The organism is Sulfitobacter maritimus, assembly GCF_013346665.1.
In the GTDB taxonomy this organism is placed as follows: Bacteria; Pseudomonadota; Alphaproteobacteria; order Rhodobacterales; family Rhodobacteraceae; genus Sulfitobacter; species Sulfitobacter maritimus.
This window is the reverse complement of sequence record NZ_JABVBB010000023.1, coordinates 23,909-37,957: the sequence shown is the minus strand read 5'-3', so window position 1 is coordinate 37,957 and position 14,049 is coordinate 23,909. Positions and strand designations below refer to the sequence as shown.

Below are 14,049 nucleotides of genomic sequence, written 5' to 3'. Positions count from 1 at the left end.
CTTGTTAAACCTGTTGTTGAATCTCGTTGTTCTCTCGGCCTGGGAAGCATCGAGCTCCACAGTCAGACCTGAAGCACGCTTGAGACGAGAAGCTGCGTGTAGCCATGTTGAGGATCGTCCAGCACTTGATCGGTCAGGCCCGATTCCACCACATGGCCGTCCTTCATCACCATCAGCCGATCCGCCAAGAGCCTCACCACGGCCAGATCATGGGTCACGATGATGGCGCTCAGCCCCATCTCGCGCACCAGATTGCGCAGTAGATCCAAGAGCCGCGCCTGCACGCTCACGTCGAGCCCGCCGGTGGGTTCGTCCATGAAGACCAGCCGCGGACCCGTCACGAGGTTACGGGCAATTTGCAAGCGCTGCTGCATCCCGCCAGAGAAGGACGCCGGACGGTCATCGATCCGGTCTTCATTGATCTCGACACGTCCCAACCAATCGCTGGCGGTGGCGCGGATCTTGCCGTAATGCCGCGCCCCCACGGCCATCAGCCGCTCCCCCACATTGCCGCCCGCGCTCACATTCATGCGCAGCCCGTCGCGGGCATGCTGGTGGACGAAGGCCCAATCCGTCCGCGATAGCATTCGGCGTTCCGGCTCGCTCATCGTGACCGTGTCGCGCAGCCCATCGGCGCGCGTGTCGAACCGCACCGCCCCGCGATCCGGCGTCAGGTGTCCCGCCAGCGTGTTCAGTAGCGTAGATTTGCCCGACCCGCTCTCCCCCACGATCCCCATGACCTCGCCTGGGTAGAGGTCAAAGCTGACGTCGGTGCAGCCGATCCGGGTGCCGTAGTACTTCGCGATGTCTTCGACCTGTAGCAGGGGAGTCATGCCACGCCCTCCAGAGTTGGAGACGCATCCGACCCGCGATGCCCGACGGCTTGGCGCGCAGCGCAATAGTCCGTGTCCGAACACATGAACAAACGCCCGCCTTCATCATCGACGATCAACTCGTCGAGATAGCTGTCCTCGGCCCCGCAAAGGCCGCAGGGGTGATCCGCTTTGCTGGCTTCGAAGGGGTAATCCTCGAAATCCAAAGAGACGACCTGCGTATGGGGCGGCAACGCATAGATACGCTGCTCGCGGCCCGCGCCGAAAAGTTGGATCGCGGCCATTTCCAGTTTTGGATTGTCGAATTTGGGGATCGGCGAGGGGTCCATGACATAGCGGCCCTCGACCTTGACCGGATAGGCGTAGGCCGTGGCGATCGCACCGTGCTGGGCGATGTCTTCGTAGAGTTTCACATGCATTAGCCCGTACTCCTCCAGCTCGTGCATCTTTCGGGTCTCGACTTCGGAAGGCTCGAGAAACCGCAGTGGTTCGGGGATCGGCACCTGATAGACCAGCACCTGATCTTCGCGCAGCTCCGCTTCGGGAATGCGGTGCCGGGTCTGGATAATGCTGGCCTCTGCAGTGGCTTCGGTCACAGCGACACCGGCGGTCTTTTCAAAGAAGCGGCGGATCGAGACGGCGTTGGTCGTGTCGTCCGCCCCCTGGTCAATCACCTTGAGTGTATCATCCGGCGTCAGCACGGCGGCAGAGACCTGCACTCCGCCGGTGCCCCAGCCATAGGGCATTGGCATTTCGCGGCTGGCAAAGGGCACCTGATAACCCGGGATTGCCAAGCTCTTGAGGATGGCACGGCGGATCATTCGCTTGGTCTGTTCGTCCAGATAGGCAAAGTTGTAGTCGCTCATGACGGTATCCGGTGCATTCTTGTCCTGTTCGATCTGAGTCATGGAAGCCTCATTCCGCCGCCGCGCGGTGCGCGCCACGGTCCGCCGTCGCTTCGCGGCGTAGCTTGCGGATCAGTTCGAGTTCCGATTGAAAGTCGACGTAGTGGGGGAGCTTGATATGCTCTAAGAACCCCGTCGCCTGAATGTTATCCGCATGATACAGAACGAATTCCGCATCCTGTGCAGGCGCGCCGAGGTTGTCTTCGCCCAATTCCTCCCAGCGGAGGGCCCGATCGACCAGAGCCATGGAAATCGCTTTGCGCTCTGACATGCCGAAGACCAACCCATAGCCCCGGGTAAACTGCGGGGGCTCGGTCTTGGAGCCCGCGAACTGGTTCACTGTTTCGCATTCGGTTAGCTCGACCTCGCCAATCTCAACGGCGAAGCCCAGTTCGGGAATGTCCATCTCGACCGCCACTTTGCCGATGCGCAGTTCCGCGACGAAGGCATGGTTGCGCGCATAGCCACGTTGCGTGGAATAAGCCATGCCAAGCACGAAGCCCTCGTCGCCTCGGGTCAGCGCTTGCAAGCGCAGATCGCGGGTGGCGGGCAGTTCCAGCGGCTCGCGGGTCAGATCGCGCGGCGGGGTTCGGCCGTCCGTGTCGCGCTGCATAAGCCCTTCGCGGTCGAGGAACTCCATGATGTGCGGCGTGTCTTTGGATGGCTCCGCATCGGCCAATTCGGGGGCGAAGGGGACCTCGCCATCGGCGGCGAGCTTGAAGTCCAGCAAGCGGTGGGTGTAGTCGAATGTCGGCCCCAGCACCTGGCCGCCCGGGGCGTCCTTGAAGGTGGCCGAGACGCGACGGTCGCAGGCCATTGCCGCGGTATCCATTGGGCGAGAGGCTCCGAACCGCGGCAGGGTGGTGCGATAGGCGCGGATCAGGAACACGGCTTCAATCAGATCGCCACGTGCCTGTTTGATCGCAAGTGCGGCGAGGTCCGGATCATAAAGCGAGCCTTCGGCCATCACCCGGTTCACCGCTAATGTCATCTGCTCGCGAATTTGCGCGACGCTCAGTTCCCGCACGCGCGCGTCGCCGCGCCGCTCTTCGGCGAGCCACGCATGGGCGTTGTCAATCGCCCTCTCTCCGCCTTTCACCGCTACATACATCAGGACACCTTTGTGCTTCGGGGCAGCGCTGCCAAACGGTCGCCGCAGGTAAAAATGAAATCCAAACCGCGCGGGAAGAGCGCCGCGTTCTGTTGGATGGCCGCGCGGTCGGGCAGCGACAGCGCCGCGCTGTCCTTGATGCCGGGGCCGGAGAGGGTTGCACCTTCGCTTCGTAGATCATCCACCTCGACGATCAGCGTGGCAGAGCGGTCCGGATAGGCCGCGCTGCCGACGGGGAAGTCGCCAAGCGGCAGTTCCCCCCATGTTCCCAAGGCGAAGTGCGCCGCGCTGGCCGCAACGAAAGGCGCGCCGGTGTGGAAGGTAATCCAGTCGCGCACTTCGAGCAGGTCGAAGCGGGGCGCAAGGTAGACCGGCGTCTCGGGGTCGCAGAGCGTCAGTAGAACAACCCCTGCGGCGATGGAAAGGCCCGCGGGCGGTTCGGCGCCGGTGACACTGTTAATTTCACCTGGTTTGGCCATAGTGTTCATCACTGCCCGAAAGGCAAATGCGGCGTCTTTGGGCGCGTCGCGAAACCCGCCGGTAAGCGATGGTCTCTGCATCAGTCTTCTCCCCGGACCATGGTGAAGAAGTCGACCTTTGTAGCGGCGGCCTTGGCAGCGCGGCTTGCGCGGCGTTTCGCCTCGATCTCCGCGAGAGGGCTAAGAAGTTTGGTGCGAACCGCATCTGCAGCACCGCTCTGCATCAGGGCATCAACCAAGGCAGCCTGCAGCGCCTTCGTGCGGCTGCGTCCCTGCACATAGGCGTGGCCATCAGGGCCATTCGCGAGCCGAACCGAACAGCGCGTGACTGACATTTCGCCCATGTTGAAGGCGTCGCCTACAGCGCCCATGCGACCGCGCAGCATGATGCCCCCGATCTCGGGCGCGCGGAGCACGTCATGCGCGGGCGCAGGTCCTAAGTCCTGCCAAAGCCGGGCAAGGTCGCCCGCTTCTGCCCGGGCGAGGATGCCCATCCATGTTTTTCGGTCGCGGGTTTCTTCGTCGGGTCCTACCGTCATTTAGACACCTTGCATACTTGTCTAATTGCTATACAACTATACAACTATTAGCCGCTGTCCTCCCGTCGGCGCAAGCAAGGAAATGTGAAACTTCTGCGACATGGCCCGTACCGCGATTTGGAAAAACATCACCGCAACGCTGATCCACGACATTGCCTCGGGCAAGTATGCCCCTGGTGATCGGTTGCCGACTGAAGCGCAGCTCTCCGCGCGGTTCGGGGTAAACCGCCACACGGTGCGCCGGGCGATCAGCGACATGAACGATCATGGGCTGACCTATAGCCGCCGGGGTGCGGGGGTCTTCGTGGCGCAGCGGCCGACGGAATATCCGATCGGCAAACGGGTGCGCTTTCATCAGAACCTCGCGGCGGCGGGACGTGTGCCCGCCAAGGAAATCCTGACGCTCGAGACACGCGTGGCCTCGGCCCACGAGGCCGTGCAGTTGGGTCTGGAAGAGAAGGCGCCGGTGCATGTCTATGAGGGTCTGTCGCTGGCCGATGACCAGCCTATCGCGATCTTTCGCAGCCTGTTTCCCGCCGCGCGCTTGCCGAAGCTCCTGGCGGTGCTCGAGACCAGCCGCTCCGTCACATCCGCTTTGGCGGCGGGCGGGGTAACGGACTATACCCGCGCCTCAACCCGTCTGACGGCGAAACTGGCCAATGCCACCCAAGCCCTTCATCTGCGCTTGTCCGAGGGCGCGCCGATCTTGCGCACCGAGGGGATCAATGTCGACCCGAAAGGCGTGCCGGTAGAGTATGGAACGACATGGTTTGCCGGCGATCGGGTCACGTTGACGTTGAACCTCGAGGATTAGCCGTATTTCTCCAAGAACGCCTCGGCTGCCAAAGTTTGGAAGTCTTGCAACGACGTCTCCAAGCGCTCATGGGGCCAATCCCACCACGCCATCTCCTCCATCCGTGCGGCGACGTCTTCGGAGAAGCGACGGCGCAGAGGTTTGGCGGGGATGCCCGCGACAATCATGTAGGAGGGGACATCGCGGGTGACGATGGCCCCGCCCGCCACCACTGCTCCATGGCCGATGCTGACCTCGGGCCGCACTTGCGCGCCGTGGCCCAGCCATGTGTCGTGGCCGATCACCGTGCGGCGGCTGCGGCGCAGAGCGAACCAAGCTGCATCGTCCTCAGCGCCGTCGAAATAGTCGCCTGCCCGGTAGTGAAAATGGTGCAGGCTGGCCTTCTCCATGGGGTGATCCGTCGCACCGATGCGCACGCTGGCGGCGATATTGCTGAACTTGCCGACCTGCGTATTGGCAATGTCGCACCAGCGGTCACAATAGGAGTAATCATTGATGCTGGAATGGTTCAGCCGGCTGCCGCGCCCGATCTCGACATAGCGCCCGAACTGCGTGTCGTTGACCTCGCAGTCCGGGTGGAGAAAGGGCGTATCGGGGTTTAGACGTGCCATCAGTGACCCGCCTCTGTGCCCGAGATCAGCTTACTGCGCAGCCAGCCCGAGATGGTGTCCATCGCCACTACCATCAGAATGATCAGCACTATGTAATAGCTGACTTCTTCCCAGTCCTTCTGGGTGATGATCGCTTGGGTCAACAGCAAACCGATGCCGCCCCCGGTGATCGCGCCGATGATTGTGGCCGAGCGGGTATTCGATTCCAGATAATAGAGTACTTGGCTCAGCAGTACCGGGGTGATCTGCGGGATCACGCCGAAGCGGTAGCGCTGCACAGGGGCGGCCCCGGTCGAGGCGATGCCCTCGATCTGTTTGTCGTCCACATTCTCCAGCGCCTCCGAAAAGATCTTCCCGAAGGTGCCGGTGTCCGTCAGCAGGATTGCCAGCGATCCCGTCAATGGGCCGGGCCCAAAGGCACGGGACAGGACGATGGTCCAAATCAGCCCGTCGACACCGCGCAGGAAGTCGAATAGACGCCGTGCCGCAAAGCGCAGCCCGCCCAGAGGTGAGAAGTTCTTGGCCGCCAGAAACCCCAGCGGCAAGGCGATCATCGCCGCGCCAAAGGTGCCAAGGAAAGCCATCAGAACCGTCTCGACCAGAGCCCAGGCGACATCGCCGTGACGCCACATCTTGTTTGTCCAGAAGTCCTGCCAGATTGCGCCGTAGTCGCCGCTGCGCAAAAGGTCTAACGGGGACATGCCATAATAGGGGCTGTCGAGAGTGAAGAAGAACAGCTCCCACCCATTGAAGTAGCGAAAGACTTCGGCGCGATTTCGGGTGATCGTCAGTCGGCCCGCGTCGGTGGTGACAGCAAGGCGGTTCTTCGAAGCATTGATCCACTCAGGTAGCGGGCCTTCGGGCAGGGTGGCGTTGACGCCGCTGCGCCCCGGAGTGGCGGTAATCAGCCCGTATCCCGGCACGTCATAGGTCACTTCAGGCCCCAGCTCGACAACATGGCCATTGCCCAGTTCGACACGTGTCGTCTCGCCCAAGATGACCCAGCTCGGCGCCTGGCCTGGCGCGTAGCGGCCCTTGCGCTCACCTTCGATGGCGATCTCCATCTCGCCATTGCGGTTGTCGCGGGCGACATGGGTCTTGTAGCTGTAGCTATCGGCCACAAGCGTTTTCATGTTGGAAACGTTGATCCTCTCCCCCAGGCCGGCGACGTCGAATGCCACGAAGACATAGGTTAGATATGCCAAGATCAGTACGGGTGCGGTCAGACCTGCAATGCGTTTGCGGCGAAAGCTGCGGCGGGCGGTTTGCCGGGTGGTTGAACTGGAAGCGGTAAGATCGGTCATAGGATGGCTCCCTTGTCCTGATAGGCGCGGCCGTGGGTCAGGCTGTTCCGGAAATGGCTCGAAACCTGATCAACGATGATGATGGTGCCGAAGATGAGCAGGAAAATTGCTGCCGCTTCATCGAACTTACCCTGGCCCCAAGACATCGTGTTGCGCAGGTCATAGCCGATGCCGCCCGCGCCGACGAAGCCGAGAATGGCGGAGGCCCGAATGTTGATCTCGAACCGCAGTAGCGCGTAAGATAGGTAGTTGGGCGCGACCTGCGGCACGACGCCCAGCACCATGCGCTGAAGCCAACCGGCGCCCACGGATTCAAGCCCGTCCACCGGTTTAAGAGAGGCGTTCTCGTTCACTTCGGAGAAAAGTTTGCCAAGCGCGCCCACTGTGTGTAGCGCGATGGCGATCATGGCGGGCACCGGACCACCGCCCAACAAGAAGATCAACACAAGCGCGATGACGATCTCGGGCACGGCCCGCAGCACGTCGAGCACACGACGCAAAGGGGCGACAAGCCGAGGCGCGGGGGCCAAGCCGCGGGTTGCCAGAAGCGCGCCGAAGAAGGCAAGAAGCGCGCCGATTAGCGTCGCGGCTCCTGCGATGTTGACGGTCTCGATGAGCGAGGGCAAGTACTTCAAAAAGTAGCCCGGCAGCAGATGCGCGCGTTCCCATGCCTCGCCCAGCACATCCGCAGGGAAATCAAAGACATTTGGCAGCCCGTTCAAGAACCCACCGGCATTGCGGGCATTGGCGGTTCCGAAGCCGCCAATCAGCAGGGCCACAAAAACGACAAGCAGGATCATGTTCATCATCCGCTTTTGGCAGGCGTGGGCAAGGTAGTCCGCTGTGATCTGCGGCGCATCGGTTGTCTGGTGCATTTGTCGTCCCTCTATGACGACAGGTCCCGACACGAACTGTCGGGACCTGCAAGATGTCTCGTGATCTTTATGATCAGTTGGATTTCGCCTTGCGCGCTTCGACGATGGAGACATAGGCTTCGTGGTCGATTGGATCGAAGCCAAGGCTTTCGCCGGCCGCCACGCCATAGGCGCAATCCGGGTCTTTCTCATGAAGTTCGTCGACCAGTTGCGTCATGGTCGCTTTGACGTCGTCGGGCAGGGCTTTGCGCAGCACGACGGGGCCTTCGGGGATCGGCTTTGAGCGCCAGATCTCGACCAGATCGTTCATGTCGACGAGGCCTGCGTCCACCGCCTTGCGCAGCGCGCCGGAGTTGTAGCCGTCTTCCCAGTTGCCCTGGCCGTCGGCCCAGGTGACACCGCCGTCGACGTCACCATTGTTGACCGCGACGATGGTTTGCTCGTGACCGCCGGTGAATTTCACCTCGCCAAAGTAGGCGCCGGATTCCATTGTGGCACCGGTTGTCTGTGGAATTTCGATTGAGGGGATCAGGTAACCGGAGGTGGAGTTCGGATCGCCAAAGCCGAAGACCTTGCCGCTCATATCCTCAAGATCGCTGATGCCAGCGTCTTTTCGTGCGAAACCGATGGAGTGGTAGCCGTAGGAACCATCGAGGTTGATCTTGACCAAAACCGGCTCCACCGCTTCGGCGTCTTGGAGGTAGACGGCGGCATAGGCCGAGGCGCCGAGCCATGCCATATCCAGTGTCCCGCCCAGCAGGCCCTGGATCACGCCGTTGTAGTCAGCCGGGGCAAAGAGTTTGGTCGGCACGCCAAGGCGCTCTTCGGTGTATCCGCGCAGGCATTCATAGGAATTCATCCGGTCCTGAGCGTTTTCCCCGCCGAGGATACCGATGCGGAATTCGTTGATTTCGGCACTCTGTGCCATTGCGGCACCGGACAGGGCCGTGGTGGCCAAAGCGGCGGCGATGAGCTTTTTCATAGGGTCGTCTCCGTTCTCGATGAAATGCCCCATGGGGCGGGTTGTGTCAGGCTGGCACTTTGTCCAGCGTTTCGATCTCGGTGGAGGTGGCGGCTTCGGAAAAGCTGCCGCTCGCACCGTAGATTTCGCGGGCCATGCCCGTGGTCAGCTGTTCCGGGGTGCCGTCAAAGACGATCTGACCGTCGCGCATCCCCACCACGCGGTCGCAATAGCGACGGGCGGTATCCAGAGTGTGCAGGTTTGCTATGACCATCCGACCGTCTTCCTCGTGAATGCGGCGCAGTGTCTGCATCACCACCTGAGCGTTCATCGGGTCGAGGCTGGCGATGGGTTCATCGGCCAGAATGATCCGCGGGTCTTGCATCAGCGCTCTGGCGATGGCGACACGCTGTTGCTGCCCGCCGGAGAGGGCTTCGGCCCGTTTGGGCGCGTGCCGCGCCATTCCCAGCCGGTCCAGAATCTCGATCGCGCGGGTGATGTCGGCATCCGGGTAGAGGTTGAAGATGCTGCCGAGCACCGAGCGGCGGTTGAGCGTGCCGTGCAGCACGTTCGAGACCACGTCCATCCGCGGAACGAGATTGAATTGCTGAAAGATCATGGCGCATTCCGCCTGCCAGCCACGCCGCGCGGCACCACGCAGCGCTGTCACATCGCGCCCTTGGAACAGGATTTGCCCCGAGGAGGCATCGGTTAGCCGGTTAAGCATCCGCAGCAGAGTAGATTTTCCCGCGCCTGAGCGTCCGATGATGCCGATCATCTGCGGTCTATCGACCTTCAGATTGGCACGGGCCACCGCCGTGTTCGCGCCGAATGTTTTGGTGAGTTCAGAAATGACGAGCATAAGTCCCCCGGGTTTGCGGGGCGAGCTATCGCAGCTTCGTATGTCACGACTGTTTAAGCTTCGCGAAACTTTTGTGACGTGCGAGTTTTTCGGGAACCAATGGGCATGCGGGGGGACGAGGCCAAATTGGGCGTCGGTTTTGGCTACCTTGGCCAGGGTCCGAATGGCTGCTTTTTCCCAGGCGTCACCTCTTGAGCGAAACCGAGATGAGCTTGGACACCAATCCGGACGCGTATCAGGTGGTGGGAGAGCAAATACCGCACGACCGGGGCAATGGGTGCCGTGAAAGCGGAGCGGGGTAAAATGACTTCATGCTGAAACAGACTTCGTGCGCCGCCCCCACGACAACTGCAAGATAGGCGCTCTTTGTGACAGTCTGATGAAATGCGCGGACGCTTCCAGCCACCACCAGTTGCAGTGCCATAGATTTCAGGCGCGTCATAAGATTGTTACGACACTCTGATAGGTGCGGTACGGGACCACGTCAGAAAGCGCATCGCGAAGATGAACAACAGTACAGCTGATATTTCGTACTCAGGCTCTGCACAGACTCGCTCAGGCCGAGCCTTGATCAAAGTCGTCGAGAACGCCACCGGACGCTTGGGGCTTATCCGTCGTGCCAGAGGATATCACGACGATCTCGCCCGGGGTGGTGATTTTTGGCAGATTATGATCGAGCGCTATGGCATAAGCCTCGATGTGATCGCCGGCCGTGTTGCGAATATTCCCGCCAGCGGCCCTCTGGTGGTCGTTGCCAACCATCCCTTCGGCATACTTGACGGGATGATACTGGGTTACCTCCTTGCTCTAAGGCGGGGTGACTTCCGGATCTTGGCGAACAGTGTTTTCGGAAATGCCCCGGATCTTCAGCGAGCGGTCCTTCCAATTTGTTTCGATCAGTCGGACGACGCGATCAAACTCAATTTGAACAGCCGTGCAGCAGCGCTTGAATTCCTGCGCGGCGGCGGCGCGATCGGGGTGTTTCCAGGCGGCACCGTCTCTACTTCTGCGAGGCCATTCAAACGCCCGATGGATCCGGTGTGGCGTCGTTTTACAGCGCGAATGATTGCAAAGTCAGGCGCTACGGTCGTGCCCGTCTTTTTCGATGGAAGTAACTCACAGTTGTTTCAGCTTGCCAGTCATCTGAACTACACACTTCGCATGGCGCTTCTTGTCAAGGAATTCCATCGTCGCACCGACAAACTCGTGAAGTTGGGGATCGGTGATCCGATCGCGCCTCAAGAGATTTCGCGATTTGCGACCGACCCGGCTTCGCTAATGGATTTCTTGCGCGATGCCACTTACAGTCTCGCGCCGAGCAGCGCGGGTCGCACAAGCTATGGCTATGAGTTCGAGGCGAAATACAGAGCATAGAGCTCGATAATCTCTATCTGATCTGTTTTGGAGGGCGCTGAGGAAGGTCACTGCGAAAACAACCCGTGCGTGCCGGACCGCCGAGAAACTGTTGCGAAAGCGATATTCTCTTGCGGGTGGGAATCAGGCCGGCCAGGTGGCCAAGTGTGCGTCTCTTCTTTCGAACCTGATGGATTCAGGCGGTCACTGCAACACAGTATGAACCTTTGCATTTGAGGACTGTGTTGATGACTAAGCCGCTGCCGATGGACGAACAAAAAGAAATCAGTGATTTGGCGCGAGTGGGAACGCGGAACGCCGATGGCAAATATCGCTCGCGTTATCGACAAGCCTCCTGCTACCGTTTTCTCGTATCTCCAGTATCATGGCGGCATTAGACCGCGTCACCGGTTTAGGCGCACTGATGCGCTGAGTTTAGAAGAGCGTGAGGAGATTTCGCGTGGCATATCGCATGGATATAGCATTCGATTTATCGCCAGTATTTTGTGCCGCAGTCCTTCAACTGTAAGTCGGGAGATCAACAAAAACGGCGGAAGGAATCTGTATCGTGCTATCATTGCAGATAAATTTGCCTGGTGCCGTGGGCAGCGCCCAAAGCCGTTCTTATTAGGCGAAAACGCAATGCTGAGAGATCTCGTTGATGCCAAGCTTTGTGAAGACTGGTCCCCTGAGCAGATCGCGGGATGGCTCAAGCTGACGTATCCGGACACAAAAGGAATGCGTGTGTCTCACGAAACAATTTACAAAAGCCTGTTCGTACAAACACGTGGTCTTTTGCGCAAAGAGTTGCGCAACCATCTTAGAAGTAAGCGCAAATTCCGGCACGCCAAAGCTCACAAACCAGGATCAGGGCAGCAAATTGTCGAAGGAGTATCCATCCGGGAAAGGCCTGCTGCCATCGACGACCGCGCAGTTCCGGGGCATTGGGAAGGTGATCTCATTTGCGGATCGAAGAACAGCTACATCGTCACTGTTGTCGAGCGCCAAACCCGGTTCACGCTCTTGGTGAAGGTCGATGGCAAGAAGACTGATACCGTCGTCCCTGCTTTGGCCCGTCAAATGACCAAACTACCCAGGCAACTGAAGCAAAGCCTTACTTGGGACCGGGGAACCGAATTAGCCTCTCATCAGAAGTTCCCTGTTGCGACTGACACTGACGTCTACTTCTGCGATCCAAGCAGTCCATGGCAACGAGGAACAAATGAAAACACCAATGGTCTGCTGCGCCAATACTTCCCGAAAGGGTCCTGCCTTTCCAACTACTCTCAGGAACAGTTGGATGAGGTCGCAAACCAACTCAACAATCGGCCACGGAAAACCTTAGGGTTCCTCACACCAGCGTGTAAGTTAGAGCAGGTGTTGCAGTGACCGCCTGAATCCATCCTGTCTTCTCACCAGAGGTCAGGCAGTTAGATACCCAAGGTCTGGAGATGTCTTCCAACCAGAGTTCTATCAACGCTTTCCATGTTTATGTGTAAGTGTGGATGCAAGGGCGCGATTCTCAATCCAAGCACGGATGGAGGTGCAGGAGGCTCCATGACAAGATGCCTCTTCAATCTGGCGTCTGGCACCTACGAAGTCCTTTATGTGATGGCACTTTCGCGTCCCGGCCGGCTTGTGCCAGACCCACAATACGTTCCCAGCGGTATCAACCTCGGCGATAAATTGCGGTTTAGAGTTCATCGGAAAGCTCTCCTGCTGTCGTCAAAGGTTAATAATAGCATGGTTTGCTGCCATCACGATGTGAAACCTCCCGACGCGTGCCGTGGGTTCGGTGCAAAATGCCAAAGCGGAGATGTGCTATGACTTTCAGGCTTCCCGCACGCTGCCCTTCCTGTGCTGCAAGGGTCCCGCGCGCCGCCGCCGGACGCTGTCCAAGTTGTCACTACCAATTCACTCGAGCAGTTTGGCAGCGGTCGACGAAATGCCGCCGTTGCGATACGCCGATTTCTGTTCGAGATTGTGCAACCTGCGGTCTGGAAATTCTCTGACACCATGATCACGCATCCTGGCATTCCCACTTTATGTAGGCCTTGGGTTCTGCGGCCCATTTGTCGTCGATCTCCACCAGCACGGCACTGACCAGGCGCTCGAGGGCGGCCGCGTTGGGAAATACCCGGACCTTAACGGTGCGACGTTTCAACTCCTGCTGCACGCTGCGCTCCATCGGGTTGGAGGTGCGCATGCGGCGACGGTGGTGCTTTGGCAGGGTGAAGACGGCGAGGCCCTCAGGGACATTCTCCTCCAGCCATGCAGCAAGTTTCGGCGCTGCATCGCGATAATCGGTGACCAATTCGGCCAAGCTGGTTTCGGCCTTGTCGAGGGAAGCCGCGTTCCAGATCTCGCGGAGTTCGGCACCGATGCGCTTGCGAACGGCAAGGTTCGGCGTGTGATGGATGGCGTTTTGGGCGAGGTGAAATTGGCAGCGCTGCCATGTGGCCCCGCCGAAGACCGCCCTGCGCGCGGCCCGCAGTCCGGCATGATCGTCAGATACAATGTATTGGACGCCGCGCAAGCCGCGAGCTTGGAGGCTCTCGAGGAAGGCGCGCCAATGCACCTCGGCTTCCGACAGGGCCACAGAGACGCCGAGCACCCGGCGACGCTCATCTGGGCCTATCCCGATTGCCGAGAGCACCGCAGCGTCGCGCACGATCCCGCCATGGCGCATCTTTTCATATCGGGCGTCGAGGATCAGATATTTGATCTCGCCCAGAGGCCGATTGCGCCATGCTGCGAGCTCGTCATCGAGCAGCTTTGCAGCGCGGCTGACCTGACTGGAGGACAGGCTCTCGATCCCGAACTCACGCATCACCGCTTCAACCTCACGGGTGGAAACGCCCTTCACATACATTTCAGCCACTGCCAGCATCACGGCTCGCACCGAGCGCCGCCCGCGCTCCAGCGATTGCGGGTAGAACGGCTGACCATCATGATCGGCAGTCTTGGGCACCCGCACCGAGACCGTGCCTGCGGGTGTGTCGATGCGCTTTGGCTTGTAGCCATTGGCATACCCCTGCCGTCCGGGCGTGCGCTCATAGCGGCCAGCTCCGAGGAAGCGCTCACGCTCTATCTGCATCGCCAACTCGAACGCTCGCGCGAACACTGTCGCCATGTCGTTGGGGCCGTGCTCGATCAGATGTTCCATGAGGGCCTCAACCGTTGTATCCTGTCGCTCGTCCATTTGTCCGTCTCCATGATGAGTTTGCACTTCCATGGAATACCAGAATGGGCAGCTTCTGCCGGGGCGCGCCCCGGCAGAAGCTCATGGCGCCAGCATCAAATGAATTTCCAGACCTGAAGTTACACCACCGCTGGCGAGTTAAGTTGACAACACCGTATAGGCTACTGCTTTGCAAAGTTAATGCAACGGACCCATCCAGA

The 14,049-nt window shown here is 59.9% G+C and carries 14 protein-coding genes; 3 read left to right on the top strand and 11 right to left on the bottom strand.

The features are described from left to right. Positions 1 to 62 precede the first annotated feature (62 nt). The 5 genes from phnK to phnG are packed head-to-tail and all read right to left on the bottom strand — an operon-like array spanning position 63 to position 3,867. Positions 63 to 833, bottom strand: a complete 771-nt coding sequence (phnK, locus tag HTT03_RS07400) for a phosphonate C-P lyase system protein PhnK (protein ID WP_174859234.1) — start codon at positions 831 to 833, stop codon at positions 63 to 65. Further along, positions 830 to 1,699, bottom strand: a complete 870-nt coding sequence (locus HTT03_RS07395; protein WP_174859258.1) for an alpha-D-ribose 1-methylphosphonate 5-phosphate C-P-lyase PhnJ — start codon at positions 1,697 to 1,699, stop codon at positions 830 to 832. Before HTT03_RS07395 ends, phnK begins: the two co-directional genes overlap by 4 nt. A gap of 49 nt (positions 1,700 to 1,748) precedes the next feature. Further along, positions 1,749 to 2,849, bottom strand: coding sequence for a carbon-phosphorus lyase complex subunit (locus tag HTT03_RS07390; RefSeq protein ID WP_174859233.1), 1,101 nt, complete (start codon positions 2,847 to 2,849; stop codon positions 1,749 to 1,751). Then, complete coding sequence (phnH, locus tag HTT03_RS07385) at positions 2,849 to 3,409, bottom strand: phosphonate C-P lyase system protein PhnH (RefSeq protein ID WP_174859232.1); 561 nt, start codon at positions 3,407 to 3,409, stop codon at positions 2,849 to 2,851. The genes HTT03_RS07390 and phnH overlap by 1 nt, the downstream gene beginning before the upstream one ends. Further along, positions 3,409 to 3,867 carry a phosphonate C-P lyase system protein PhnG gene (gene phnG, locus HTT03_RS07380; protein ID WP_174859231.1) on the bottom strand — a complete coding sequence of 153 codons (459 nt, stop codon included), beginning with the start codon at positions 3,865 to 3,867 and terminating at the stop codon, positions 3,409 to 3,411. Before phnG ends, phnH begins: the two co-directional genes overlap by 1 nt. A gap of 100 nt (positions 3,868 to 3,967) precedes the next feature. Here phnG and phnF point away from each other — a divergent pair, with 100 nt between their 5' ends. After that, on the top strand, positions 3,968 to 4,681 hold the full coding sequence (gene phnF, locus HTT03_RS07375; RefSeq protein WP_174859230.1) for a phosphonate metabolism transcriptional regulator PhnF: 714 nt from the start codon (positions 3,968 to 3,970) through the stop codon (positions 4,679 to 4,681). Here the strand turns inward: phnF and HTT03_RS07370 are convergent. The 5 genes from HTT03_RS07370 to phnC form a co-directional block, all read right to left on the bottom strand. After that, on the bottom strand, positions 4,678 to 5,292 hold the full coding sequence (locus tag HTT03_RS07370; protein ID WP_174859229.1) for an LbetaH domain-containing protein: 615 nt from the start codon (positions 5,290 to 5,292) through the stop codon (positions 4,678 to 4,680). The genes phnF and HTT03_RS07370 overlap by 4 nt on opposite strands. After that, positions 5,292 to 6,596: a phosphonate ABC transporter, permease protein PhnE gene (gene phnE / locus HTT03_RS07365; protein WP_174859228.1), complete on the bottom strand. Its 1,305-nt coding sequence runs from the start codon at positions 6,594 to 6,596 to the stop codon at positions 5,292 to 5,294. The genes HTT03_RS07370 and phnE (HTT03_RS07365) overlap by 1 nt, the downstream gene beginning before the upstream one ends. After that, on the bottom strand, positions 6,593 to 7,471 hold the full coding sequence (phnE, locus tag HTT03_RS07360) for a phosphonate ABC transporter, permease protein PhnE (RefSeq protein ID WP_174859227.1): 879 nt from the start codon (positions 7,469 to 7,471) through the stop codon (positions 6,593 to 6,595). Before phnE (HTT03_RS07360) ends, phnE (HTT03_RS07365) begins: the two co-directional genes overlap by 4 nt. Before the next feature lie 73 nt (positions 7,472 to 7,544). Next, complete coding sequence (gene phnD, locus HTT03_RS07355) at positions 7,545 to 8,453, bottom strand: phosphonate ABC transporter substrate-binding protein (protein WP_174859226.1); 909 nt, start codon at positions 8,451 to 8,453, stop codon at positions 7,545 to 7,547. 46 nt (positions 8,454 to 8,499) lie between these two features. Continuing rightward, positions 8,500 to 9,294, bottom strand: coding sequence for a phosphonate ABC transporter ATP-binding protein (gene phnC, locus HTT03_RS07350; RefSeq protein WP_174859225.1), 795 nt, complete (start codon positions 9,292 to 9,294; stop codon positions 8,500 to 8,502). Between the two features lie 567 nt (positions 9,295 to 9,861). On the opposite strand from phnC, the gene HTT03_RS07345 reads away from it, so the two are divergent. Then, positions 9,862 to 10,668 (top strand): lysophospholipid acyltransferase family protein, encoded by an 807-nt coding sequence (locus tag HTT03_RS07345; RefSeq protein ID WP_343035730.1) that lies wholly within the window; start codon positions 9,862 to 9,864, stop codon positions 10,666 to 10,668. A 267-nt stretch (positions 10,669 to 10,935) separates the two neighbouring features. Then, complete coding sequence (locus HTT03_RS07340) at positions 10,936 to 12,036, top strand: IS30 family transposase (protein WP_174859223.1); 1,101 nt, start codon at positions 10,936 to 10,938, stop codon at positions 12,034 to 12,036. Between the two features lie 631 nt (positions 12,037 to 12,667). Here the strand turns inward: HTT03_RS07340 and HTT03_RS07335 are convergent. Next, complete coding sequence (locus HTT03_RS07335; RefSeq protein WP_174859222.1) at positions 12,668 to 13,849, bottom strand: IS256 family transposase; 1,182 nt, start codon at positions 13,847 to 13,849, stop codon at positions 12,668 to 12,670. Positions 13,850 to 14,049: the final 200 nt, after the last annotated feature.

Coding starts and splice junctions, on each gene's coding strand:
- phnG (WP_174859231.1), bottom strand. CDS start 3,867: ATGACGGTAGGACCCGACGAAGAAACCCGCGACCGAAAAACATGGATG.
- phnE (WP_174859228.1), bottom strand. CDS start 6,596: ATGACCGATCTTACCGCTTCCAGTTCAACCACCCGGCAAACCGCCCGC.
- HTT03_RS07370 (WP_174859229.1), bottom strand. CDS start 5,292: ATGGCACGTCTAAACCCCGATACGCCCTTTCTCCACCCGGACTGCGAG.
- phnD (WP_174859226.1), bottom strand. CDS start 8,453: ATGAAAAAGCTCATCGCCGCCGCTTTGGCCACCACGGCCCTGTCCGGT.
- HTT03_RS07395 (WP_174859258.1), bottom strand. CDS start 1,699: ATGAGCGACTACAACTTTGCCTATCTGGACGAACAGACCAAGCGAATG.
- phnF (WP_174859230.1), top strand. CDS start 3,968: ATGGCCCGTACCGCGATTTGGAAAAACATCACCGCAACGCTGATCCAC.
- HTT03_RS07335 (WP_174859222.1), bottom strand. CDS start 13,849: ATGGACGAGCGACAGGATACAACGGTTGAGGCCCTCATGGAACATCTG.
- phnC (WP_174859225.1), bottom strand. CDS start 9,294: ATGCTCGTCATTTCTGAACTCACCAAAACATTCGGCGCGAACACGGCG.
- phnE (WP_174859227.1), bottom strand. CDS start 7,471: ATGCACCAGACAACCGATGCGCCGCAGATCACAGCGGACTACCTTGCC.
- HTT03_RS07390 (WP_174859233.1), bottom strand. CDS start 2,849: ATGTATGTAGCGGTGAAAGGCGGAGAGAGGGCGATTGACAACGCCCAT.
- phnK (WP_174859234.1), bottom strand. CDS start 833: ATGACTCCCCTGCTACAGGTCGAAGACATCGCGAAGTACTACGGCACC.
- phnH (WP_174859232.1), bottom strand. CDS start 3,409: ATGCAGAGACCATCGCTTACCGGCGGGTTTCGCGACGCGCCCAAAGAC.